The sequence below is a fragment of the Pseudomonas sp. PDM28 genome (assembly GCF_019219115.1).
Lineage (GTDB): Bacteria > Pseudomonadota > Gammaproteobacteria > Pseudomonadales > Pseudomonadaceae > Aquipseudomonas > Aquipseudomonas laurylsulfatiphila.
Genome location: NZ_JAHUWG010000012.1, coordinates 88,767 through 111,310, shown reverse-complemented (window position 1 = coordinate 111,310; position 22,544 = coordinate 88,767). Strand labels below are relative to the sequence as shown.

At 60.1% G+C, this 22,544-nt stretch carries 22 protein-coding genes; 12 read left to right on the top strand and 10 right to left on the bottom strand.

The features are described 5' to 3' along the window. Positions 1 to 56: 56 nt before the first annotated feature. From KW841_RS25695 to KW841_RS25680, 4 genes are all read right to left on the bottom strand, one after another. Positions 57 to 422, bottom strand: coding sequence for a hypothetical protein (locus tag KW841_RS25695; RefSeq protein ID WP_218480237.1), 366 nt, complete (start codon positions 420 to 422; stop codon positions 57 to 59). Positions 423 to 642: 220 nt separating this feature from the next. Beyond that, complete coding sequence (locus KW841_RS25690) at positions 643 to 1,233, bottom strand: LON peptidase substrate-binding domain-containing protein (RefSeq protein WP_007998442.1); 591 nt, start codon at positions 1,231 to 1,233, stop codon at positions 643 to 645. Positions 1,234 to 1,243: 10 nt separating this feature from the next. Next, the gene (locus KW841_RS25685) at positions 1,244 to 1,960 is read right to left on the bottom strand and encodes an LrgB family protein (protein ID WP_104451323.1); all 717 of its coding nucleotides are present in this window, start codon (positions 1,958 to 1,960) and stop codon (positions 1,244 to 1,246) included. Continuing rightward, complete coding sequence (locus KW841_RS25680) at positions 1,957 to 2,319, bottom strand: CidA/LrgA family protein (RefSeq protein WP_015096984.1); 363 nt, start codon at positions 2,317 to 2,319, stop codon at positions 1,957 to 1,959. Before KW841_RS25680 ends, KW841_RS25685 begins: the two co-directional genes overlap by 4 nt. Before the next feature lie 194 nt (positions 2,320 to 2,513). On the opposite strand from KW841_RS25680, the gene KW841_RS25675 reads away from it, so the two are divergent. From KW841_RS25675 to KW841_RS25665, 3 genes are all read left to right on the top strand, one after another. Further along, positions 2,514 to 2,969 (top strand): MaoC family dehydratase, encoded by a 456-nt coding sequence (locus KW841_RS25675; protein ID WP_008001099.1) that lies wholly within the window; start codon positions 2,514 to 2,516, stop codon positions 2,967 to 2,969. Between the two features lie 114 nt (positions 2,970 to 3,083). Next, a complete protein-coding gene (locus KW841_RS25670; RefSeq protein ID WP_218480236.1) occupies positions 3,084 to 4,802 on the top strand; it encodes a C13 family peptidase in 1,719 nt (572 codons plus the stop codon). A gap of 27 nt (positions 4,803 to 4,829) precedes the next feature. Then, the gene (locus tag KW841_RS25665; protein WP_218480235.1) at positions 4,830 to 5,471 is read left to right on the top strand and encodes an oxidoreductase; all 642 of its coding nucleotides are present in this window, start codon (positions 4,830 to 4,832) and stop codon (positions 5,469 to 5,471) included. A 131-nt stretch (positions 5,472 to 5,602) separates the two neighbouring features. Here KW841_RS25665 and KW841_RS25660 read toward each other — a convergent pair whose 3' ends face one another. The 4 genes from KW841_RS25660 to KW841_RS25645 form a co-directional block, all read right to left on the bottom strand. Next, complete coding sequence (locus KW841_RS25660) at positions 5,603 to 5,887, bottom strand: YceK/YidQ family lipoprotein (RefSeq protein WP_218480234.1); 285 nt, start codon at positions 5,885 to 5,887, stop codon at positions 5,603 to 5,605. Next, positions 5,880 to 6,512, bottom strand: a complete 633-nt coding sequence (gene ubiX, locus KW841_RS25655) for a flavin prenyltransferase UbiX (protein WP_218480233.1) — start codon at positions 6,510 to 6,512, stop codon at positions 5,880 to 5,882. Before ubiX ends, KW841_RS25660 begins: the two co-directional genes overlap by 8 nt. After that, the gene (mpl, locus tag KW841_RS25650) at positions 6,509 to 7,858 is read right to left on the bottom strand and encodes a UDP-N-acetylmuramate:L-alanyl-gamma-D-glutamyl-meso-diaminopimelate ligase (protein ID WP_116581882.1); all 1,350 of its coding nucleotides are present in this window, start codon (positions 7,856 to 7,858) and stop codon (positions 6,509 to 6,511) included. Before mpl ends, ubiX begins: the two co-directional genes overlap by 4 nt. Positions 7,859 to 7,950: 92 nt before the next feature. Further along, positions 7,951 to 9,867 carry a sigma-54-dependent Fis family transcriptional regulator gene (locus KW841_RS25645; protein ID WP_218480232.1) on the bottom strand — a complete coding sequence of 639 codons (1,917 nt, stop codon included), beginning with the start codon at positions 9,865 to 9,867 and terminating at the stop codon, positions 7,951 to 7,953. A gap of 402 nt (positions 9,868 to 10,269) precedes the next feature. Here KW841_RS25645 and KW841_RS25640 point away from each other — a divergent pair, with 402 nt between their 5' ends. The 9 genes from KW841_RS25640 (at position 10,270) to KW841_RS25600 (ending at position 19,735) form a co-directional block, all read left to right on the top strand. Beyond that, the gene (locus KW841_RS25640; RefSeq protein WP_095965731.1) at positions 10,270 to 11,790 is read left to right on the top strand and encodes an aldehyde dehydrogenase family protein; all 1,521 of its coding nucleotides are present in this window, start codon (positions 10,270 to 10,272) and stop codon (positions 11,788 to 11,790) included. Between the two features lie 251 nt (positions 11,791 to 12,041). Continuing rightward, complete coding sequence (gene eat, locus KW841_RS25635; protein WP_218480231.1) at positions 12,042 to 13,415, top strand: ethanolamine permease; 1,374 nt, start codon at positions 12,042 to 12,044, stop codon at positions 13,413 to 13,415. A 191-nt stretch (positions 13,416 to 13,606) separates the two neighbouring features. Continuing rightward, positions 13,607 to 15,001: an ethanolamine ammonia-lyase subunit EutB gene (locus KW841_RS25630; protein WP_218480230.1), complete on the top strand. Its 1,395-nt coding sequence runs from the start codon at positions 13,607 to 13,609 to the stop codon at positions 14,999 to 15,001. Then, on the top strand, positions 14,998 to 15,834 hold the full coding sequence (gene eutC, locus KW841_RS25625; protein WP_371319543.1) for an ethanolamine ammonia-lyase subunit EutC: 837 nt from the start codon (positions 14,998 to 15,000) through the stop codon (positions 15,832 to 15,834). The genes KW841_RS25630 and eutC overlap by 4 nt, the downstream gene beginning before the upstream one ends. 114 nt (positions 15,835 to 15,948) lie before the next feature. After that, entirely contained in the window at positions 15,949 to 16,410 is a 462-nt protein-coding gene (locus tag KW841_RS25620) for an N-acetyltransferase (protein WP_007970197.1), read from the top strand. Positions 16,411 to 16,644: 234 nt separating this feature from the next. Next, entirely contained in the window at positions 16,645 to 17,301 is a 657-nt protein-coding gene (locus KW841_RS25615) for a DedA family protein (protein ID WP_007970195.1), read from the top strand. Between the two features lie 4 nt (positions 17,302 to 17,305). Next, a complete protein-coding gene (locus tag KW841_RS25610) occupies positions 17,306 to 18,118 on the top strand; it encodes a zinc-dependent peptidase (RefSeq protein WP_007970193.1) in 813 nt (270 codons plus the stop codon). Between the two features lie 113 nt (positions 18,119 to 18,231). Further along, positions 18,232 to 18,759, top strand: a complete 528-nt coding sequence (gene ppa, locus KW841_RS25605; protein ID WP_007894323.1) for an inorganic diphosphatase — start codon at positions 18,232 to 18,234, stop codon at positions 18,757 to 18,759. Between the two features lie 229 nt (positions 18,760 to 18,988). Beyond that, positions 18,989 to 19,735 carry a S24 family peptidase gene (locus KW841_RS25600; protein WP_007970191.1) on the top strand — a complete coding sequence of 249 codons (747 nt, stop codon included), beginning with the start codon at positions 18,989 to 18,991 and terminating at the stop codon, positions 19,733 to 19,735. A gap of 373 nt (positions 19,736 to 20,108) precedes the next feature. Here the strand turns inward: KW841_RS25600 and KW841_RS25595 are convergent, their stop codons facing one another. After that, positions 20,109 to 20,921: a YfaP family protein gene (locus KW841_RS25595; protein ID WP_218480228.1), complete on the bottom strand. Its 813-nt coding sequence runs from the start codon at positions 20,919 to 20,921 to the stop codon at positions 20,109 to 20,111. A 3-nt stretch (positions 20,922 to 20,924) separates the two neighbouring features. Further along, complete coding sequence (locus KW841_RS25590; RefSeq protein ID WP_218480227.1) at positions 20,925 to 22,544, bottom strand: DUF2300 domain-containing protein; 1,620 nt, start codon at positions 22,542 to 22,544, stop codon at positions 20,925 to 20,927.

The following is a 22,544-nucleotide window of genomic DNA, read 5'->3' as shown; positions in this document are numbered from 1 at the left end:
ATAAAGAATCGCACTGACATCAAGCAACAGCCCAACCTGACAGATTATATTGAGTCTTAGCCGCCGATCGGGAAACTTGGCAAGTTCTCGCCATCAACAGCACGATACGTCATTAGACCCACTTCGATTTGCTTTGCAATCTTGCCAGCAAGGGCAATATTGTTTTCAAGTTTCCAACGAATCTCAGTAAACTTGACCATCGCCTCCCCGGCATAATCATCCCAGAGCCGCTGCTCAAAACTATCGCGTGCAACATTCGAGGGCGAACGTCGCGCCAGGATCAGCGCAGTCGCCACACTCACCGCCGAATCCGCCGCAAACTCAACTTCGCCACCCTGTGTGCTTCCGTTAATATACCGCAACATGGACCGAGTAAAGCAAAAACCCCACAACGCACGCTCATCGTCAGTTAAATCTTTCATCAAATATTCCCTTATATATGAAATACCTGCCTCATGCAGGCGAAGCAAATATAACCACCTCAACTTTATCAATCAACACTAACCCCATCCATAATTTATTATAAATCAATGCAAAGACCCATCAAATAAACCGACCACCGCAAATACAACCGACTAACAAATTTAAGAACAAACCAAATAACAGCACTCAACCGAACAACCGCCGACTTTCCATGATTAATCAGGCAAACAACTCACCCTGCAATTCATCCAGCAACGCCTGAATCGCATCCAGTCGTTGTTGCGGATCATCAAGTTGCAACAGGTCGATCTTGTCCAGTTCCGCAAATGGCAACAGGTAGGCCAATTGATTAGCCAGCGATTGTTGCCCGGTCGCTTCGGTGCCCATGTTCAAGGCCTCGACCATCGGGTGTTCAGCCAGGGCCTTGAGCAATGCCACCAGGTCGGCGTCCTCATCCTGCAGTGGCTGCTCGGGTTCATCTTCCAGCCACTCGACCTCGGCGACGGTCAACTGATCGCGCTGGACTTCCGTTCGTAATACATGGAAACGCCGACCACCCTGGACCCGAATCCCCAGCAGGCCGTTGTCCTGCTGTTTGAAATCGGTGATCAGCGCTTCACAACCCACCAGCGCGTAGCCGGCCGGGGCGATTCCGACTTCTTCGCCGTCGAGGATGCACACCACGCCGAACCCGCCACCCTGCTTCATGCAGCGGCCGATCATGTCCAGATAGCGCGCTTCGAAGATCTGCAAGTCGAGGATGCAACCTGGGAACAGCACTGTGTTCAACGGAAAAAGCGGCAGACTCATAGACATTTCCTTACACGACCATCGACACCGCCAGCGGCAGGAAAACCGCCGTGGCCACACCCATCAGGCTCATCGCCAGCGCCGCGAAGGCGCCACACTCTTCACTTTCCTGCAACGCCACCGACGTGCCGACCGCGTGGGCCGTCATGCCCAGTGCCATACCCCTCGCTTCCGGGCTGTGCACACCGAGGCGACTCAACAGGGCCGGGCCGAAAATCGCCCCGATCACACCAGTAATCAGGACGAACACCGCTGCCAGCGCCGCGACCCCACCGATCTGTTCGGCCACCAGCATCGCAATCGGCGACGTCACCGACTTCGGCGCCATGGTCATCAGGATCATGTGCTCGGCACCGAACCACCAGCCCAGCAACACACCCATCCCCGTGGCCACCACCCCGCCTATCACCAGCGTAGTAAATATCGGCCAGAACAACTGCCGAATCCGTCGCAGGTTGAGATAAAGCGGCACCGCCAGCGCAACAGTGGCCGGACCGAGCAGGATGCTCAGGATCTCGGTGCTCTTGCGGTACTCGGCGTAAGTCAGGCCGCAACCCACCAGCACACCGATCACCAGCAACATGGAGACCAGCACCGGCTGCAAAAAGATCCAGCGGGTTTTCTCGAATGCCGCAAGGACGAGCTGATAGGCACCGAGGGTGATACCGATGCCGAATAATGGATGGTGAATCACCGAGGCCCAGGCGCCGTGCCAGTCGAAGATCATTGGTTGTCCTCGGAGTGCGCGTGACGCTTGACCATGCGTTGCATAAGCACCCCGGCGAAGGCCATCGAAAGCAACAGCGACAACACCAGTGCACCGACGATGGCCCAGAAGTCCGCCGCGATGTCAGCGGCATACACCATCACGCCCACGGCCGGCGGTACCAGCAACAGCGGCAGATAGCGCAGCAGGCTGCCGGCCGCCAGGTTCAGTGGCTCGCCGACCTGTCCGCGGCAGATGAGGTACACCAGCAACAGCAGCAACCCCACAATCGGCCCCGGCAGCACAGGCAGAAACAAATGATTGATCGCCGTGCCGAGCAATTGGAACAGCACCAGCCACGTCAGGCCCCGTAACAACATCAAAGATCTCCCGCAAAATCCGTCACCCGCATTGGCTTGGCATTATAAGCATGCCCACGCTATAGACCGGCATTCGCCAAAAGCATGGCCAGTTGACCGCGACGTTCAGCCATGTTGATCTAAAGTGGTAAGCCGGGAGGTCAAGTCCCCCCCAACTCAAAACTATAAAACCGATGAACCCAAGGAGAGTCTCAATGCCCTATGTTCCAGTTGCAGAGCTCAAAGATTATGTCGGCAAGGAACTTGGACGTTCCGAATGGCTCACCATCGATCAGGACCGTATCAACCTGTTCGCCGAAGCCACAGGGGATTTTCAGTTCATCCACGTCGACCCGGTCAAGGCCGCGCAAACGCCATTTGGCAGCACTATCGCTCACGGCTTTCTGTCGTTGTCGCTGATTCCGAAGTTGATGGAAGACATCCTCGTCATGCCCGAAGGCTTGAAGATGGTGGTCAACTACGGCCTCGACAGCGTGCGCTTCATCCAGCCGGTCAAGGTCAATTCGCGGGTGCGGCTGAAGGTCGACCTGACCGAAGTCATCGAGAAGAAACCCGGCCAATGGCTGCTCAAGGCCACCACCACCCTGGAAATCGAAGGTTCGGACAAGCCGGCGTATATCGCCGAACCCCTGTCCCTGTGCTTCGTGTAAACCTTCCGGGATGCGAAGCAGCGCCTGCTGTTTCGCGCCCTCTTGCGGTACCTCGCCCTATATAAGGACACATGGCTGCGGCATACTCCCTCGCCTAATTGCCCGGAATCCGCTATGCGCCCACTTGCACTCCTTGCCTTGACCCTGATGCTCACCGCTTGCGGCGACGGCGAATCGCCTTTGCCCCCCGACGCACGCCTGCCGGACGGCGGACGCTATCGCGGTGACCTGGTCAATGGCTTGCTGCAAGGCAAGGGTCGCATCGACTACCCGAACGGCAGTTGGTACGCCGGCGAATTCGACAAAGGCCAGTGGCAGGGCCAGGGTGAATGGCATGGCAGCAATGGTGAAGTCTATCGCGGGCAGTTCACTCAGGGACTGTTCGACGGCCAGGGAGCACTGACCACCAACGCCAACAGCTACAGTGGCGGCTTCAAGGCTGGCCGTCGCGACGGCGAAGGCACGCTCAAAGAAAACGGCATGAGTTACCGCGGTGAATTCAAGGCCGATCAATACGCTGGCCTGGGTCGCCTCGAACTCGAAGACGGCAGCTCCTATCAGGGCCAGTTCGCCCACGGCAAACCCAACGGCGAAGGCCAGCGCGGTGACGGCAACGGCAATCAGTTCACCGGGCACTTTGTCGACGGCCAGCTGGAAGGCAACGGCACGTTCAACAGCGCCGACGGCGACATCTATGTCGGCAGCTTCAAGAATAATCAACTGCACGGTAAAGGCCGCTACGAAAACGCCGACGGCGATGTGTGGCTGGGCCAGTTCAAGGAAGGCTCGCTGAACGGCAAGGGCGAGTTGATCGGCACTGACGGCAGCCACTACATCGGCCACTTCAACGACTGGCGCTTTTCCGGCCAGGGCCGGCTGAACCTCGCCGATGGCAGCTTTTATACCGGCCAGTTCGACAACGACAGTTACCAAGGGCGTGGCACGCTGGTGCTGACCGACGGCACCGTGCTCAGCGGCACCTGGATCAATGGCCAGCGCGTGCGCGACGCCGAGGGCAAACTGTTGCCTGACACACTCGAGCTCGGCCTGCTGGCACAGGGGCGCTTGCTCGACGCAGCGCTGGCCAATATTCCGCCTTCCACCCCGGCAGTGGAGCTGTATTCGCTGACCCTGGGCGGTGATGGCAAGCAAAGCGTGTTTCTGCGCGAGTCCGACTACGTCGCCAATATGCTCTCCACCCGTTTCGGCGCCTTCGGCCAAATTCGCCTGGTGAACCATCGTGACCACCTCGCCGACCGCCCGATGGCCACCCGGGAGAACCTGCGTCGCGCGGCCCTGACGCTGGCTGAACGGAGCGGTCCGGAAGACCTGATTTTCATCTACCTGACCAGCCATGGCACCAGCGAACACGAGCTGGTACTGGACCAGCCGCGCATGGAACTGGCCGATCTGCCAGCCGACGAGTTGGCCACTGTTCTCGCCCCGCTGAAAAACCGCGACAAGGTCATCGTGATTTCGTCCTGCTACTCCGGCGGTTTCATTCCCGCACTCAAGGATGAACGGACCCTGATCATGACGGCCTCGCGGGCTGACCGAGTCTCCTTCGGCTGCTCGGAGGAAGCCAACTTCACCTACTTCGGCGATGCCCTGTTCGTCCAGGCCCTGAACCAGACCGATGATCTGGAACAGGCCTTCAAACGGGCCAAGGCCACCGTCGCCGAGCGTGAGCTGGCAGACGGCTTCGAAGCATCCGAACCACAGATCTGGGCACCGAAAACCGTCCTCTCGCACTGGCAACTATTGCGCAAACAACAGGCACGAAAAGCGTTGCAAAGTGCATCCATGCAAAGCAAGGATGCAAACAGCAACTAAGCTGAACAGTATCAAGGGAGAAACACTATGTACTTGACGCCTCAGCATGTGCTGCTCGCCGGAGCCACCGGTTTGACGGGTGAACATCTGCTCGATCGCTTGCTCAGCGAGCCAACGATCACCCGGGTATTGGCCCCCTCACGCCGGCCATTGGCAGAACACCCGCACCTGGAAAACCCGGTCGGCGACCCGACGGCGTTCCTGCCACAACTGAACGGGCGGGTCGATATCGCCTATTGCTGCCTGGGCACCACGATCAAGCAGGCAGGCTCGGAGCAGGCGTTTCGCGCAGTGGACCTGGACATGGTGGTGGCATTCGCCAAGCGCGCACGGGAGATGGGCGCACGGCACCTGATCGTGATCAGTGCCCTGGGAGCCGATCGCCGATCCTCGATTTTCTACAACCGGGTCAAAGGCGAGATGGAGTACGCATTGCGCGCGCAGGACTGGCCGCAGCTGACTATTTGCCGCCCTTCGCTGTTGCTGGGTGATCGCATTGAGCCGCGCCTGGCCGAGCAAGTCGCCGGCCCCTTGTCACGCCTGATCCCCGGTAAATACCACGGCATCGAAGCCTGCCAACTGGCCCGCGCCATGTGGCGTCTTGCACTCGAAGAGCAGGATGGCGTGCGGATTGTCGAGTCGGATGAGCTGAGGAAGTTGGGCAAGTAATTTTATAGTGCCTGAGCGGGCCTCATCGCGGGCAAGCCCGCTCCCACAGGATTTGTGTTGTACACAAATTTTGCAATCGCTGAAAAACCTGTGGGAGCGAGCTTGCTCGCGATAGAGCGCGAAGCGCTCTCTTACAACCCACCCGTTGCCTGAAAACTCACCCCGATCACCGTCAACACCGACAACGGCAACAGCAGTGTGTCGAGCAACGCACTGGCCGGCAGATCAACGCCAGGATAGCTCGGCGCTTGCGCGCCGAAACGGTCCATCGCGCAACAACCACCATTCATTGCATACAAATCCAGCCGCGTCCCGGCGTACACCACCGGCGCCCCCGGCTTGGCCGCATCGAGGGTGCGCACCGTGGCGCACCCGGCCAATTGCAGCGCCAGCACCATCACCAGCAGCTTATTCATCGCTGGTCAGATGATGCTCGCCCCAACGCGGCAGCATGTCCTGTGGAATATTCAGCAGGTTAAGGATCCGTGCCACGACGAAATCGATCAGGTCGTCGATGGTTTGCGGCTGATGATAAAAGCCCGGTGATGCCGGCAGGATTGTCACGCCCATGTTCGACAACTTGAGCATGTGCTCCAGGTGAATGCTCGAATACGGCGCCTCGCGAGGCACAAGAATCAGTTGGCGACGCTCTTTGAGCGTCACATCCGCGGCACGCTCGATCAGGTTGTTGCAGGCACCGGTAGCGATGGCCGACAACGTGCCAGTGGAGCACGGCACCACCACCATCGCCGCTGGCGCGCCGGAGCCCGAGGCCACCGGCGACATCCAGTCTTCCCTGCCGTACACCCGAATCTGCCCGGCGGCGGCCCCCGTGTATTCGGTGAGAAACGCCTGCATCACCTGCGGTTTGGAGGGCAGCGTGACGTCAGTTTCGGTCGCCATCACCAACTGCGCGGCCCTTGAAATCAGGAAGTGCACTTCACGATCTTCCCGCACCAGGCAGTCGAGCAGGCGTAAACCGTACTGGGCGCCTGAAGCGCCGGTCATCGCCAGGGTGATGCGCTCCGGGCCGTTGTTCATTTGAGTGCCTCGGCCAACTTGCCGTGAAGGCCGCCGAAGCCACCGTTGCTCATGATGACCACGTGAGTGCCGGGTTGGGCCTGGCTCTTCACACGATCGATGATGCCCTCAAGGGAATCGCTGACAATCGACGGCACAGTGCACAGTGCCGCGGTACCCGCCAGGTCCCAGCCGAGGTTGGCGGGTGCATACCAGATCACCTGATCGGCATCGACCACGCTTTCCGGCAATCCGTCACGGTGCGCGCCAAGCTTCATGGAGTTGGAGCGTGGCTCGATGATCGCGATCAACGGTGCATCGGCGATGCGCTTGCGCAGGCCGTCCAGCGTGGTGGCGATGGCGGTCGGGTGGTGAGCGAAGTCGTCATAGATGGTGATGCCACGGACTTCCGCGACTTTCTCCATCCGGCGTTTCACGCTTTTGAAGGCGCTCAACGCGGCGATGCCCATGGATGGCACCACACCGACGTGGCGCGCAGCGGCCAAAGTGGCCAATGCATTGGCGACGTTGTGCTGGCCAGTCATGTCCCATTCGACCACCCCCTGGGTGACGCCTTCGAACATCACTTCGAATTTCGAACCATCTTCACTGAGCAGTTTGACCTGCCACTGACCGCCGGCACCGGTAGTTTGCACCGGGGTCCAGCAACCCATTTCAATGACTCGCTGCAAGGCTGGCTCAGTGGTCGGATGAATCACCAGCCCTTCGCTCGGGATGGTCCGCACCAGGTGATGGAACTGCCGCTCGATGGCCGGCAGGTCCGGGAAGATGTCCGCGTGATCGAACTCAAGGTTGTTCAGGATTGCGGTGCGCGGGCGGTAATGTACGAACTTGGAGCGCTTGTCGAAGAACGCACTGTCGTACTCGTCGGCTTCGATGACGAAGAAGGGTGTATCACCCAGGCGCGCGGACACCGAGAAGTTTTGCGGCACGCCGCCGATCAGGAAGCCCGGGGCCATGCCTGCATGCTCCAGCACCCAGGCCAGCATGCTGCTGGTGGTGGTCTTGCCGTGCGTACCGGCAACGGCCAGCACCCAACGACCTTGCAGCACGTGATCCGCCAGCCATTGCGGGCCGGAAACGTACGGCAAACCTTTGTTCAGCACGTACTCCACCGCCGGGTTGCCCCGGGACATGGCGTTGCCGATCACCACCAGATCAGGGGCCGGATCGAGTTGCGCCGGGTCATAGCCTTGTGTCAACTCGATGCCCTGGGCTTGCAGCTGAGTGCTCATCGGCGGATAGACGTTGGCATCGGAGCCCGTCACGTGATGGCCCAGCTCTTTGGCCAGAACCGCCATTGACCCCATGAAAGTGCCGCAGATACCAAGAATATGAATGTGCATAGTCGACCTCGTAAAACTTGGTCGCAGGTTAGCTTAGGGAGGGGAAAATCGCACCTGATGTTTCAGATCCGAAGACGCCTTCGCGACCCGGTTTACCGGGCAATACCGTGTTTACGCAGCTTGCGATACAGGGTATTGCGACTGACCCCAAGCTGCTCCGCCGTATGCGTCATATGCCAGCGCGTCTGCTCCAGCGCACTGAGTAACGCCAGCCGCTCGGCATCCTCCAGCGGATGCTCCGATGGTTCCTCGACAACCTGCGCCATCGCCGGCCTGGCCGAACGAATCATGGCCGGCAAATCTTCCAGACCGATCCGTCCGTCCTCACACAGGGCTGCCAGCGTACGCAGCACATTTCGCAACTGGCGTACGTTGCCCGGCCAGGCAAATCCCAACAATGCCTCGCGTGCCGGTCCGTCAATCAACACCGCTTCTCCGTGCGCCTCTTCGGCCAGTAAAAAATCGAGCAACTGCGATTTGTCACTGCGATCACGCAAAGCCGGCAGCGCGACTTCCAGCCCGTTGAGGCGGTAATACAAATCCTCGCGGAAGCTGCCGTCCTGCACGCGATCCAGCAAATTACGGTGGGTGGCGCTGATGATCCGCACATTTACCGCTTCCGGCTCGCCACCGATCGGCACCACCTGCCGGTCCTCAAGCACCCTGAGCAATCGCGTCTGCAGGGCCAGTGGCATGTCACCGATTTCATCGAGGAACAAGGTCCCGCCGTCGGCCTGTTGCAACTTGCCGCGCATGCCTTCCTTGCGTGCGCCGGTGAAGCTGCCGCCACGGTAACCGAACAGCTCGCTTTCGATCAGGCTCTCGGGAATGGCCGCGCAATTGAGGGCGACGAAGGCTTTTTCCGCCCGCTGGCTGGCGTGGTGCACCGCTTTGGCGAAGGCCTCCTTGCCGGACCCGGTTTCGCCGTTGATCAGCAGCGGCACGTCGCGCTCGTAGACGCGCAAGGCCTTGCGAAAATCCGCCTGCAAGGCCACATCATCCAGGCAAATGCCCGACAGGCGCGGTGCAGGTGCGGCCTTGGGAGCAGGCTCCATCGGAATCGGCAGTGACCGCCGCGCCTCGCCGCGCAATACCGCGAACAACTTGCGACCATCACGGGTACGCAATGGCCAACTGGCCGCGGCATTGATACTCGCCCGCCCCAGCAACTCATCGAGCGAGCAATCGAAAAACGCTTCCACCGGCTTACCCAGCAAGCCGCCGCGAATGTGTCCCAGCAGGTTCAGCGCACTCTGATTGACCGCGCTGATGCGCCCTTCTCCGTCGAACGCCAGCAACCCTTCGCTGAACAAACCGACGGACTCGGCCTGCAAGTGAAAACGCAGCAACCATTGATTGTCGAAGCAGCGCAGGAAGTAACAGCTCTCGATCATCTTCGCCGACAGATTGACCAGCGCCATGGTGTGGAACTGACTTTGCCGCGACACGTCACGCCGTGCCGACGATACGTCGAGCACCGCCAGCAATTCGCCATGGGGATCGAAGACCGGGCTCGCCGAGCAGGTCAGGCCGGTGTGGCGGCCGCGAAAGTGTTCGTCTTGATGGATGGTCAGCGACTGACGCTCCACCAGGCAGGTGCCGATGCCGTTTGTGCCTTCGCAGGCCTCGCTCCAGTCGGCACCAAGCCAGAGCCCGGCACGCTCGAAAATCTGTCGTTCGGCAGGCGCGGTGACGCAATTGAGGATCACGCCGCGAGCGTCGGTCAGCAGCACTGCATGGCCGGCACCGGAGAGTTGCTGGTGCAAGCTGGTCATTTCATTGCCAGCGATGTGCAGCACTTGCTGCAAGCGTTCGCGGCTTTCCAGGACACGTCCATGCTCAAGCACCGTCGGTGCGATGCTCAGGGCCGGGTCGAGGTGATAGTCCTCAAGGCAGCGCAGCCAGGAGCGGGCGATGGACGGATCACTGCCAGGGCCATGCAGGTGGGCCTTGCCCTGAGTGACGGTCAGAACCTGCTGGGCATGGCGACTCAAATGGTTGTCGTGCATTTCTTATTGTTCTCCCCCCGAAAGGTGTACACGTTCCCTGTAGGAGCTGCCGCAGGCTGCGATCTTTTGACTTTGATTTTTTCAAGATCAAAAGATCGCAGCCTGCGGCAGCTCCTACAGGGGTGATGCAGCGTCAATCCTTGTGATTGCCCGAGCATCCTCCAGCCGGGCCTGCATTGCAATGCTGGCAAGACCGCTCGGTCAGAGGCTGTGCCAGAAGCGGTACAAAGTGTCACGCCAGGTGTACCGAAAGCGTCACAGGCGCACTCCATCCGTCCGACAAAAAATGCGCAAGGCCTTGATTTGCCTGAGCTGCAACGCACTGGCCCGCCCCTTGCTCTACGCTTATAGCAAGCGCACATGCGCGACTCCCTATAAGCACAAAAGCAAGGAGAGACCACCATGCGTTACGCTCACCCCGGTACTGAAGGCGCTATCGTTTCGTTCAAAGCCAAATACGGTAACTACATCGGCGGCGAGTTCGTCGCGCCTGTCAAAGGTCAGTACTTCACCAATACCTCGCCAGTGAATGGCCAACCCATTGCCGAATTCCCCCGCTCCACGGCCGAAGACATCGACAAGGCCCTGGACGCTGCCCACGCAGCCGCCGATGCCTGGGGCGCCACGTCCGCCCAGGCGCGCTCGCTGGTGCTGCTGAAAATCGCCGACCGCATCGAACAGAACCTGGAACTGCTGGCAATCACCGAATCCTGGGACAACGGCAAAGCCGTGCGCGAAACCCTCAACGCCGACATCCCGCTGGCCGCCGACCATTTCCGCTACTTCGCCGGCTGCATCCGCGCCCAGGAAGGCAGCGCTGCCGAAATCGACGGCAACACCGTGGCGTATCACATCCATGAACCCCTCGGCGTGGTCGGCCAGATCATCCCGTGGAACTTCCCGATCCTGATGGCCGCCTGGAAACTCGCCCCGGCCCTGGCTGCCGGCAACTGCGTGGTGCTCAAGCCTGCCGAGCAAACCCCGCTGGGCATCACCGTGCTGGTTGAACTGATCGGCGACCTGCTGCCACCGGGCGTGCTGAACATCGTGCAAGGCTTCGGCAAAGAAGCCGGCGAAGCCCTGGCCACCAGCAAACGCATCGCCAAGATTGCTTTCACCGGCTCGACCCCGGTCGGCTCGCACATCATGAAATGCGCCGCCGAAAACATCATTCCGTCCACCGTGGAGCTGGGTGGCAAGTCGCCGAACATCTTCTTCGAAGACATCATGAAGGCCGAACCGTCCTTCATCGAGAAAGCCGCCGAAGGCCTGGTGCTGGCGTTCTTCAACCAGGGCGAAGTCTGCACCTGCCCGTCCCGCGCCCTGGTGCAGGAGTCGATCTACGACGAGTTCATGCAAGTGGTGATGAAGAAGGTCCTGCAAATCAAACGCGGCGACCCGCTGGACACCGACACCATGGTCGGCGCCCAGGCGTCCGAGCAGCAATTCGACAAGATCCTGTCGTACCTGGAAATCGCCAAGGGCGAAGGTGCCGAACTGTTGACCGGCGGCAAGGTGGAAAAACTCGAGGGCAACCTGGCGAGCGGGTATTACATCCAGCCGACGCTGCTCAAGGGCACCAACAAGATGCGCGTGTTCCAGGAAGAAATCTTTGGCCCGGTGGTGAGCATCACCACCTTCAAGGACGAAGCCGAAGCCCTGGCCATCGCCAACGACACCGAGTTCGGCCTGGGCGCCGGCCTCTGGACCCGCGACATCAACCGCGCCTACCGCATGGGCCGGGCGATCAAGGCCGGTCGTGTGTGGACCAACTGCTACCACCTGTACCCGGCGCACGCCGCGTTCGGCGGGTACAAGAAGTCCGGCGTCGGCCGTGAAACCCACAAGATGATGCTCGACCACTATCAGCAGACCAAAAACCTGCTGGTGAGCTACGACATCAATCCGTTGGGCTTCTTCTAAAACCGAGGGCGACACTGATCCCCGTGTCGCCCTTTCTACCGCCTTCGCGAGCAAGCCCGCTCCCACAGGGGGGGAGTGTGAACACAAGTCCAATGTGGGAGCGGGCTTGCTCGCGAAGGCGCCCAAAATGACACAACACCCAAGCTCTGGCCGCTCTGGCACGGGCCTTGCGTACCCGTCATTCAGCGTTTCACCCAACCCGTCACACCCGAAAGTCCAAAAGATCGAACAATAAAAAATAGAGAGGACTTATGACTACTTCTTCCACACAGCTCAAACCCACACTCGGCACCCTGCATCTATGGGGCATTGCCGTCGGCCTGGTGATCTCCGGCGAGTACTTCGGCTGGAGTTACGGCTGGGGCACCGCAGGCACCCTGGGTTTTCTCGTCACCGCCCTGATGGTGGCGACGATGTACACCTGCTTCATTTTCAGCTTCACCGAACTGACGACGGCGATTCCCCACGCCGGCGGGCCATTTGCCTATAGTCGCCGGGCCTTTGGTGAGAAAGGCGGGTTGATCGCCGGCATCGCCACCCTGATCGAATTCGTCTTTGCCCCACCGGCCATCGCCATGGCTATCGGCGCCTACCTCAACGTGCAATACCCGGAACTGGACCCGAAGATCGCCGCCGTTGGCGCTTACTTCGTGTTCATGGGCCTGAATATCCTCGGCGTCAGCATCGCGGCCACCTTCGAACTGGTGGTCACCGTGCTGGCCGTCGCTGAACTGCTGGTGTTCATGGGTGTGGTCGCCCCGGGCTTCAGTTTCAGCAATTTCGTACTGAACGGCTGGTCGGGTGCCAATGAGTTCACGATGGGCTCGATTCCTGGCATCTTCGCCGCCATTCCCTTCGCGATCTGGTTCTTTCTCGCTATCGAAGGCGCAGCCATGGCCGCCGAGGAAGCCAAGGACCCGAAACGCACCATCCCCAAGGCCTACGTCAGCGGCATTCTGACGCTGGTGTTCCTGGCCATCGGCGTGATGGTGATGGCCGGCGGCGTGGGCGACTGGCGCCAACTGTCGAACATCAACGATCCGTTGCCCCAGGCAATGAAAGCCGTGGTCGGCAATAATTCGACCTGGATGCACATGCTGGTGTGGATCGGTCTGTTCGGCCTGGTGGCGAGTTTCCACGGGATCATTCTTGGCTATTCACGCCAGTTCTTCGCCCTGGCTCGCGCTGGCTACCTGCCCAAAGGCCTGGCCAAACTCTCGCGCTTCCAGACACCGCACCGGGCCATTCTGGCCGGTGGCGTGATCGGCATTGCAGCCATCTACAGCGATGGTCTGGTCAATCTGCAAGGCATGACCCTGACGGCGGCAATGATCACCATGTCGGTATTCGGCGCCATCGTGATGTACATCATCAGTATGCTGAGCCTGTTCAGACTGCGTAAAACCGAGCCGAACCTGGAACGCACCTTCCGTGCGCCAGGCTATCCGATCGTACCGGGAATCGCGCTGTTCCTGGCGGTGGTGTGCCTGGTGGCGATGGCGTGGTTCAACACCTTGATCGGCCTGATCTTCCTCGGGTTCATGATCGCCGGTTACCTGTACTTCCAGTTGACCGCCCGGCAACGCTCCGAAGCTCCGGCGGACGCTATGCTCGAAGGTATCTAAAATGCACCGGTGCCGGGCCCGCTGCCCGGCGCCTGCATGATTGAAGTGCACGCAGCTCCCCTGTGGAAGCGGGCTTGCTCGCGAAGGCGTCGTGTCAGTCGGCATCTATTTTGAAAGTCACACCGCATTCGCGAGCAAGCCCGCTCCCATAGGAAGAGCAGATTGCAGTCATTATTGGAGGACACCGCCCCATGGCCACATTCGCCCATACCGTCGGCGCCCAGACTTACCGCTTCGACAGCCTCAAGGAAGTGATGGCCAAGGCCAGCCCGGCCCGCTCCGGAGATTTTCTGGCCGGCGTCGCCGCCCTCAACGATGGCGAGCGAGTGGCCGCACAGATGGCGTTGGCCGACACGCCGCTAAGCCACTTTCTGCAGGAAGCACTGATCCCCTACGAATCCGATGAAGTCACCCGACTGATCATCGACACCCACGACAAAAATGCCTTCGCGGTCGTCAGCCACCTCACCGTCGGCGGTTTTCGCGACTGGCTGCTCAGTGATGCCGCCGATGAACAGGTCCTGCGCGCCCTGGCACCCGGTCTGACGCCGGAAATGGCCGCCGCCGTATCAAAGATCATGCGTGTGCAGGATCTGGTGTTGGTGGCGCAAAAAATCCGCGTGGTCACGCAGTTTCGCGGCACCCTGGGTCTACGCGGGCGCCTGTCCACACGACTGCAACCCAACCACCCCACCGACGAACCGGCCGGCATCGCCGCGAGCATTCTCGACGGCCTGCTGCACGGCAATGGCGACGCGATGATCGGCATCAACCCGGCCACCGACAGCATCGCCTCGATTTGCGCGATGCTGGAGATGCTCGACGCAATCATCCAGCGCTACGAAATCCCGACCCAGGCGTGTGTGCTGACCCATGTCACTACGTCGATCGAAGCGGTGAATCGCGGCGTCCCGTTGGATCTGGTATTCCAGTCGATCGCCGGCACCGAAGCGGCCAATGCCAGTTTCGGCATCAACCTGAGTGTGTTGAAGGAAGGCTATGACGCTGGATTGAGTCTGAATCGCGGCACCCTGGGCCAGAACCTGATGTACTTCGAAACCGGCCAGGGCAGTGCTCTGTCGGCCAACGCTCACCATGGCGTCGATCAACAAACCTGCGAAACCCGCGCCTATGCCGTCGCGCGTCACTTCAACCCGTTTCTGGTCAACACCGTCGTCGGCTTTATCGGCCCGGAATACCTGTACAACGGCAAACAGATCATCCGCGCCGGCCTGGAGGACCACTTCTGCGGCAAACTGCTCGGTGTGCCCATGGGTTGCGACATCTGCTACACCAACCATGCCGAAGCCGACCAGGACGACATGGACACCCTGCTGACCCTGCTGGGTGTCGCCGGGATCAACTTCATCATGGGTATCCCGGGTTCCGACGACATCATGCTCAACTACCAGACCACCTCGTTCCACGATGCGCTCTACGCCAGACAGACCCTGGGGTTGAAGCCCGCGCCGGAGTTCGAGCAATGGCTGGCGAAAATGGGCATCTTCACTCAATCGGACGGCAGGATTCTCTTCGGTGACAGCCTTCCGCCGGCCTTTCGGCAGGCCTTGGCGCAATTGGGATGAGTAATGACATGGATAAACTACCCTTTGACCCCCACAACCCATGGCTGGAACTGCGACGCCTGACACCGGCGCGAATTGCCCTGGGCCGAACCGGCACCAGTATTCCCACCCGCGCGCAACTGGACTTCCAGTACGCCCACGCCCAGGCACGGGATGCGGTGCACTTGCCGTTCGATCACGCGGCACTCAACTCACAACTGGCCGAACGCGGACACCAAAGCCTTTTGCTGCACAGCGCCGCAATCGACCGCAACAGTTACCTGCAACGCCCGGACCTGGGACGAAAGCTGAGTGATGCGTCGGCAAAAACCCTGCGTGACTACGCTGCGGCGCATCCTGGCGGAGTCGATCTGGTGATTGTGATCGCCGACGGCCTGTCGGCTCTGGCCGTTCATCGCCATACCCTGCCCTTTCTGGCACGCCTCGAGGAACAGATTGCAGCTGAAGGCTGGACTGTTGCACCGGTGATATTGGTGGAACAGGGGCGCGTGGCGGTCGCTGACGAAATCGGTGAGCTGCTGGGTGCGAAAATGACCGTCATCCTCATCGGCGAACGCCCTGGCCTCAGCTCCCCGGACAGCCTGGGTTTATATTTCACCTACAATCCCAAAGTCGGCCTTACCGATGCCTACCGCAATTGCATCTCCAACGTGCGGCTCGAGGGCCTGAGTTACGGCATGGCGGCACACCGTTTGCTGTATTTGATGCGCGAAGCCTGCCGACGGCAGCTGTCAGGGGTCAATCTTAAGGATGAAGCACAGGTTCAGACACTGGAATCGGACGCGGGAGCCGACATGAAAGATAATTTCCTGCTTGGGCCACCGAATGCCTGAACCGCTTCCGCATTGCACATTCGTACCAGTTTAAGGCAGGATCGTTGCACGGCCGCCAAGGGTTTCCCATCGCCGTCAGAGACGTAAGACAGCCACTTGAAGACGAGACCTACCATGCGGATTATTCAAGCGACCCTCGAACACCTGGACCTGCTGACCCCGTTGTTCGTCAAATATCGCGAGTTTTATGGCTCCCTGCCGTATCCGGACTCGTCCCGGGCGTTCCTCGAAAAACGCCTGCGTCGCAAGGAATCGGTGATCTACCTGGCGCTGTCCGATGACGACAGCCACAAGCTGATGGGCTTCTGTCAGCTGTACCCGAGCTTCTCCTCGCTGTCACTCAAACGTGTGTGGATCCTCAACGACATCTATGTCGCCGAGGACGCCCGCCGCCAGTTGGTGGCCGACAACCTGATCCGTACCGCGAAAAAAATGGCCAAGGAAACCAATGCCGTACGCATGCGCGTTTCCACCAGCAGCAACAACGAAATCGCGCAGAAAACCTACGAATCCATCGGATTCAAGGTAGACACCGAATTCAAGAACTATGTGCTGCCGATCAGCGACGAACTCTGAATCACCTGCGCCCTGCTCGCGCTGGCATCGCGAGCAGGTTCGCTCCCACCTGTTCGTTATCAAACATCAGCCCTGTCATGACATTCCCCGCTACAATCTCGACGCGATTTTCACCACTCGCCTCGTATAATCCCGATATTCCCGGCTTGTAAGAAAAACTACCCCTATCCGTAGTCTTACGCGAAGTCATCCGCACAGGCCTGCAGAGTCGGGCCAATACCACAGGTGCTATCCATGGATTTCAACCCGATCGACATTGTCCTGCATCTCGACGTCTACCTCGACATGCTTGTAGCCAACTACGGGGCATGGATCTACGCCATTCTGTTCCTGGTGATCTTTTGTGAAACCGGCCTGGTGGTCATGCCCTTCCTGCCGGGAGACTCCCTGCTGTTCATCGCCGGCGCCGTGGCGGCCGGTGGCGGCATGGATCCGGTACTGCTCGGCGGCCTGCTGATGCTGGCGGCGATCCTGGGCGACAGCACCAACTACATCATCGGACGAACGGCGGGTGAAAAACTGTTCAGCAATCCGAACTCGAAGATCTTCCGCCGCGACTACCTGCAACAAACCCATGATTTCTACGACAAGCATGGCGGCAAAACCGTGACCCTGGCGCGCTTCCTGCCCATCATCCGTACCTTTGCACCGTTCGTCGCCGGGGTGGGGAAAATGCCCTATCCGCGGTTCTTTGCCTTCAGTGTGCTGGGCACCATCCTCTGGGTCGGTGGCCTGGTGACCCTCGGTTATTTCTTCGGCAACGTACCGTTCATCAAGAAGAACCTGTCGCTGCTGATTGTGGGCATCATCCTGTTGTCGCTGGTGCCGATGATCATCGGCATGGTGCGTAGCCGCCTTGCCGGTTCGAGCTCCAAAGCCGAATCGCGCTGACACGATGTGGTCCCTGAGCGCCTGGCGTCGCCGGCGCACCCTGGCCAGGCACCCGATTGCCGATGACATGTGGCAACGGGTGCGTCATCACCTGAGCTTTCTCGATGGCATCAGTGCCGCCGAAGACCAATGGCTGCGCGAAGCTTGCGTGCTGTTCCTCGAAGACAAGCACCTGACCGCCCTCCCCGGCGTAGAACTGCACCAGGAGCAACGCTTGCTGCTCGCTGCCCAGGCGCAACTGCCGCTGCTTCACCTCGGCGACCTGAACTGGTATCAGGGCTTCCACGAAATCATTCTCTATCCCGACGACTTCCTCAGCCCCCAGCGCCATCGCGACGCCAGCGGTGTCGAGCATGAATGGGACGGTGAGCACAGCGGAGAAGCCTGGCAGCAAGGCCCGATCATCCTCGCCTGGCCCGGCGTTTTGGCCAGCGGAGGCTGGGAAGGCTACAACCTGGTGATCCACGAACTGGCGCACAAACTCGACATGCTCAACGGTGACGCCAATGGCCTGCCGCCACTGCATCCCGACATGCGGGTCAGCGACTGGGCCAAGGTCATGCAAGAGGCCTACGACGACCTGGACCGGCAACTGGAACGCAATCCCGACGCTGAAACCGCCATCGACCCGTACGCCGCCGAAAATCCTGCCGAGTTCTTCGCCGTCACCAGCGAATACTTCTTCAGCGCCCCGGATTTGCTACACGAGGCTTATCCACAGGTGTACCAGCAGCTGAAGCTGTTCTATCGCCAGGACCCGCTGGCAAGGTTGAAGCAACTTCAGGCGCATGACCCTGTCTATCAGGCACACCAGTGAGCGCCATACGACTTCTGGTACATGGCGTCGACACAGGAATATGCCTATAATCGCCGCCACTTTTTGGTCAATCCGGCCAAGTGTTTCTGGTCAACTAACGGGGGCAACGCCCAATGAGCTACAGCAAGATTCCGGCTGGCAAAGACCTGCCGAACGACATCTACGTCGCGATCGAGATTCCGGCCAACCACGCGCCGATCAAATACGAAATCGACAAAGACAGCGATTGCCTGTTCGTTGACCGTTTCATGGCCACCCCAATGTTCTACCCGGCCAACTACGGTTACATCCCGAACACCCTGGCTGACGACGGTGATCCCCTCGACGTGCTGGTCGTGACCCCTTACCCGGTTGCTCCTGGTTCGGTGATCCGCGCTCGCCCGGTCGGCATCCTGAACATGACCGACGACGGTGGCGGCGATGCCAAAGTCATCGCTGTTCCGCACGACAAGCTGTCCCAGCTGTACGTCGACGTCAAGGAATACACCGACCTGCCAGCACTGCTGATCCAGCAGATCGAGCACTTCTTCGCGAACTACAAAGATCTCGAAAAAGGCAAATGGGTGAAAATCGAAGGCTGGGCCGGTGCAGACGCCGCCCGCGACGCGATCACCAAGTCGGTTGCTGCCTATAAAGGTTAAGAGAAGCCGCGAGCTTCCAGCGACAGGCTTCAAGAAAAACCCCGGGTGATCCGGGGTTTTTTGTGGGCGCTTGGTAAGTGCGTTAAACATGATGTTTAGCCTTGTTCGATCTTCGTTTTTGTCTGTTTAAAGTTCCTCAAGAACGTCTTACATCCGGTCGTAAATTACCCACGAAATTTGAACGAGGCGTTTATTCAAACCCTTACCCGCCGTCAGTAGACTCGCGTTCATGAAAAAGAACACTAGCGGCCCACGCTTTAAAGCGCTCCTCGAAGCAGCGAACATCACAACCACCGGATTTGCCGACTTTCTGGATACGGCTCCGCAAAATGTCCATAACTGGTACACCCGCGGCGTGCCTGCCCATTGCATGGAAGAAGTCGCCAGAAAACTCTCCGTCAACAGTGACTGGCTGAAAACCGGCGAAGGCTCGAAAGACGCCCGGCATCTGCGCCTGATCGAGGAGTCAGGCAACATCTTCGACGCCCAAACCATCCGCGGTATCTACACGGTCATCGAGCCTGTCGACGTCGAACTGCCTTTCTACAAAGAAGCTGTCATCGCCCCGGGATCCAACAAAACCCACGTCATAGAAGATCCCGAGACGTCCATTCGCCTGCCCCGCAGCCATCTCGACTCACTGGAAATCAACCACGCCGACGCCATCTGCGCCTTCATGAGCGGTAACAGCATGGGCGAGAAAATTGAAGACGGTTCGACCCTGGCGATTGATCGTGGCCTGACCCAGATTATCGATGGCGAGATCTACGCCATCGAACATGACGGCATGCTGCGCATCAAGTACCTGCACCGACTACCGGGCAACTCCCTGCGATTGCGCAGCCACAACCGCGCCGAGTACCCGGATGAAATCTTCCGAGCGGCACAAATCGAGGAACAGAACATCAGGGTACTGGGTTGGGTGTTCTGGTGGTCGACCCTGAACAAGCGGCGGCCGGCGGTGCCCTTTCTTTAAACGCTCCACAACGCCCATCGGCCACCCACCCAGGTGGCCGAACAGCTCTGCGCGGCACTTCCCGCTGGGAATTTCCATCAAACCTGCGTATGCTGCGCCCCACATTTGCGCATCGACCCGCCCTGCGGCTCAGATGCGCTGACCTGACAGATGACTTTCTCACCAGGTCCCACAGCCGGACGCAAGATCCGGGTGTACGTTTTGAAGGCTGGCGCGGTTTACCAAAAATGATCCAAGCCAGTCCCCGAGAAGCCGGCCACAAGCCGGCTTTTTAATGTCTGCTGGAAAGTTAACTGCCCAAAACCTGCATTTGTCTCAGCAGCGCGGAGACAAATGCAGAGCTAATAGTGTCAGCACTGCTGTCACTATCCCCTCACGGATAACTAAACCCCTTCACCAACGTCAACTCCCCCACCGCGCGCATCGGCACCAGGAAGGTCTCCATCTTTTCACTCGGCGTGCCTTCCTCGGTAATCACCGTCACCTGCGCGGTGGTCAGCGCCTGTACCGCGTCTTCCTGCCCTTCCTCATCACTGCTGTAGCCGCCACCGAAGTAGTTCACATACACCAGATACTGCCCCTTGATCGGTGCAGGCATGGCGAAGATTTCCGGGCCGTAGCCGGTCGTGACGTCGACGTCGAGCGCTGCGCCGTTGGGGGCGACGCGGTCGCCGTACCAGATGTGCGCGCCGTCGGGGGTGATGAGGTGCAAGTCGAGGTCGGTGTTGTCGCTGTCCCATGCCAGCAATACACGTAACTTGGCCGGGGTCGCACCGCCGCTGCTGTTGAGGAATTGCGTGCGATGACGTTGCTGGCCATCGGGGTTGCGAACTTCGACGCTGTTGCTGCCGTTAGGGAATGAGAAGGGGCGATCGAAGCGGCCGGCCGGATCGATTTTCAGCGGCATGCTCACCCCGTTGACGATCAGCCGGCCGGGCTCTGTGGATTTCGCTGTGGCTTTGATCTGGCCGCTGATGCGTGCGGTGTTGGCCTGCCCTGCCGGGGTGTTGACCGATGAGGCCGGGTAGTTGACGACCTGCCGGAAGCTTTCTCCCTCGCCCCCGGGCGCGCCGGTGCGCCAGCCGCCTGCGGGGGTGTCGAGTTTGACGCTGTCCGCCGCCATCACTGATGGCAACGCCAGCAGCGAGCAGAGACACAGCAAGACCTGTGGATAACGGAGTTTCATGGTCTATTCCAGCAAGAGGTGGCGGGCGAGCCCTTCGATGTAGGTTTCATCCTGGCCGTTGGGGTGTGCCTCGAAGGCCAGGTGCAGGTATTCGTGGGTCAGGTCGAGGCGGTCTTGCAGCGTCAGCACGCCACGCACGTAGATACGCTGGCGTTCGCGGTTGACATAAGGGCGTCCGAAGGCCAGGCGGCATACGGCGAAGGTGCCGACTTCGTTGTAGCCGACCTCGCCTTGCAACCGCGCACGCCAGCCGCGCCGTTGTTTCTGCAGCCAGTCTTGCGCGGCAGGCAATGCTTCGCAGGACGCGACCGGGTTGTCCCAGCGACTGAGGCTGGCGCGTGGGTAGGCGTGCAGCAGGATGGCGTCGTAGCGCTGGCCGCTACGGGCCTGTTCGACGGCTTGCTGCCATGACAGCTTGTCCGGGCCAGGTTGATCGGAATGATAGGTGACGGTACTGCCGGCCAGGACCAAGTCGCTGGTCCACGCGGCGATGTCGCGTGACCCGGACGATGCCGGACGTGGCGCGACCCGCTGACGACTGCTGCTGTCGTCGATGCTCAGGCAATCGCCGCTGCGCGTGGCGTTTTGCAGCAGGTACGTGCGGATGGCCACCGCGAGGGCTTTGGCGGCCTCGACCGGCTCGGCAGTGGCTTCGCGCTGGAGCACACGGGCGACGTACTCTTCGCGATCCAGCCGGGCGACGAGCTTGTCGTCCAGCAGAAAGAGTTCGCCATCGCTGTGGATATCCAGCGCATTGCCGTTGGCGAATTCGACGCGGTAGTCACCCTGTAACGCTCCGGAAGTCACCGCAGAGCCTCCTGACAAGACACGCCGAAGTGGATAGCGGGAGAACAGGTCGACCTCGACACACTTCCCTGTATCCGCAGGCCAGGCAACAGGAATCACCGTGGACAACGCCCGGGCGTAATCGCGCAGTACCCGCTGACTGGTGCCCCGTCCCCCGGCCCAGACCGATGCACCCTCCGCCGTCCAACCGGCAAATCCGCCCTGGCGTGACGTGGCATCCTGATCCGCCAACCAGCTCCAGGTCTTCACCCGCAGGCTGCTTCCGAGTTCGCCGACGACATGGCCATCGGCGGCATTGAGCACCACATCGAGCAACACACGTCGGGCTTGATCCTGTGCCGGCAGTACCGAGAGCACTTTCAGCAGCTGCGCCACCGAAACCCGGGTAGCCGGTTGCAACGAAGGCAAATCCAGTAACCATGGCGGCGCCTGCCGTGCCTGCCAATAGGTTCGCCAGTCGGCCTCTCGGATGCCCAGTCGCGCGGGTTCGAAATACAGACCGCATGACTTCACCAACGCCTGATCGCGCTCGATCCTGCCGCCCGCCGTGCAGCAATAGACTTCTTCCTTCGACTGGCCGCGACATTCATAAGCCGGCTCACGCGCACTGGTGTCCACCAGCCAGGCGTAGACGAACAACTTCCACACACTGCCCAACGGCGCCTGCAAGGTCTGCGGCAGTGGCTCGCGGGCGATCACCTGAGTTCGGCTCAACGACAATAAATCGCCCTTGAAGGCCAGGCGCAGCGGTTCATCCTGTGCTGTCGCCAGCACAGGGATCAAACACAGCAGCCACCCCAGCAGCAATCTGTGCAC

What these genes read in the sequence shown, in the direction of transcription:
- eat (WP_218480231.1), top strand. Translation starts at nt 12,042, where the DNA reads ATGACTACTTCTTCCACACAGCTCAAACCCACACTCGGCACCCTGCAT.
- KW841_RS25680 (WP_015096984.1), bottom strand. Translation starts at nt 2,319, where the DNA reads ATGTTGTTACGGGGCCTGACGTGGCTGGTGCTGTTCCAATTGCTCGGC.
- KW841_RS25675 (WP_008001099.1), top strand. Translation starts at nt 2,514, where the DNA reads ATGCCCTATGTTCCAGTTGCAGAGCTCAAAGATTATGTCGGCAAGGAA.
- KW841_RS25630 (WP_218480230.1), top strand. Translation starts at nt 13,607, where the DNA reads ATGGCCACATTCGCCCATACCGTCGGCGCCCAGACTTACCGCTTCGAC.
- KW841_RS25610 (WP_007970193.1), top strand. Translation starts at nt 17,306, where the DNA reads ATGTGGTCCCTGAGCGCCTGGCGTCGCCGGCGCACCCTGGCCAGGCAC.
- mpl (WP_116581882.1), bottom strand. Translation starts at nt 7,858, where the DNA reads ATGCACATTCATATTCTTGGTATCTGCGGCACTTTCATGGGGTCAATG.
- ubiX (WP_218480233.1), bottom strand. Translation starts at nt 6,512, where the DNA reads ATGAACAACGGCCCGGAGCGCATCACCCTGGCGATGACCGGCGCTTCA.
- KW841_RS25665 (WP_218480235.1), top strand. Translation starts at nt 4,830, where the DNA reads ATGTACTTGACGCCTCAGCATGTGCTGCTCGCCGGAGCCACCGGTTTG.
- KW841_RS25615 (WP_007970195.1), top strand. Translation starts at nt 16,645, where the DNA reads ATGGATTTCAACCCGATCGACATTGTCCTGCATCTCGACGTCTACCTC.
- KW841_RS25695 (WP_218480237.1), bottom strand. Translation starts at nt 422, where the DNA reads ATGAAAGATTTAACTGACGATGAGCGTGCGTTGTGGGGTTTTTGCTTT.
- KW841_RS25645 (WP_218480232.1), bottom strand. Translation starts at nt 9,867, where the DNA reads ATGCACGACAACCATTTGAGTCGCCATGCCCAGCAGGTTCTGACCGTC.
- KW841_RS25670 (WP_218480236.1), top strand. Translation starts at nt 3,084, where the DNA reads ATGCGCCCACTTGCACTCCTTGCCTTGACCCTGATGCTCACCGCTTGC.
- KW841_RS25600 (WP_007970191.1), top strand. Translation starts at nt 18,989, where the DNA reads ATGAAAAAGAACACTAGCGGCCCACGCTTTAAAGCGCTCCTCGAAGCA.
- eutC (WP_371319543.1), top strand. Translation starts at nt 14,998, where the DNA reads ATGAGTAATGACATGGATAAACTACCCTTTGACCCCCACAACCCATGG.
- KW841_RS25685 (WP_104451323.1), bottom strand. Translation starts at nt 1,960, where the DNA reads ATGATCTTCGACTGGCACGGCGCCTGGGCCTCGGTGATTCACCATCCA.
- KW841_RS25620 (WP_007970197.1), top strand. Translation starts at nt 15,949, where the DNA reads ATGCGGATTATTCAAGCGACCCTCGAACACCTGGACCTGCTGACCCCG.
- ppa (WP_007894323.1), top strand. Translation starts at nt 18,232, where the DNA reads ATGAGCTACAGCAAGATTCCGGCTGGCAAAGACCTGCCGAACGACATC.
- KW841_RS25595 (WP_218480228.1), bottom strand. Translation starts at nt 20,921, where the DNA reads ATGAAACTCCGTTATCCACAGGTCTTGCTGTGTCTCTGCTCGCTGCTG.
- KW841_RS25640 (WP_095965731.1), top strand. Translation starts at nt 10,270, where the DNA reads ATGCGTTACGCTCACCCCGGTACTGAAGGCGCTATCGTTTCGTTCAAA.
- KW841_RS25690 (WP_007998442.1), bottom strand. Translation starts at nt 1,233, where the DNA reads ATGAGTCTGCCGCTTTTTCCGTTGAACACAGTGCTGTTCCCAGGTTGC.
- KW841_RS25660 (WP_218480234.1), bottom strand. Translation starts at nt 5,887, where the DNA reads ATGAATAAGCTGCTGGTGATGGTGCTGGCGCTGCAATTGGCCGGGTGC.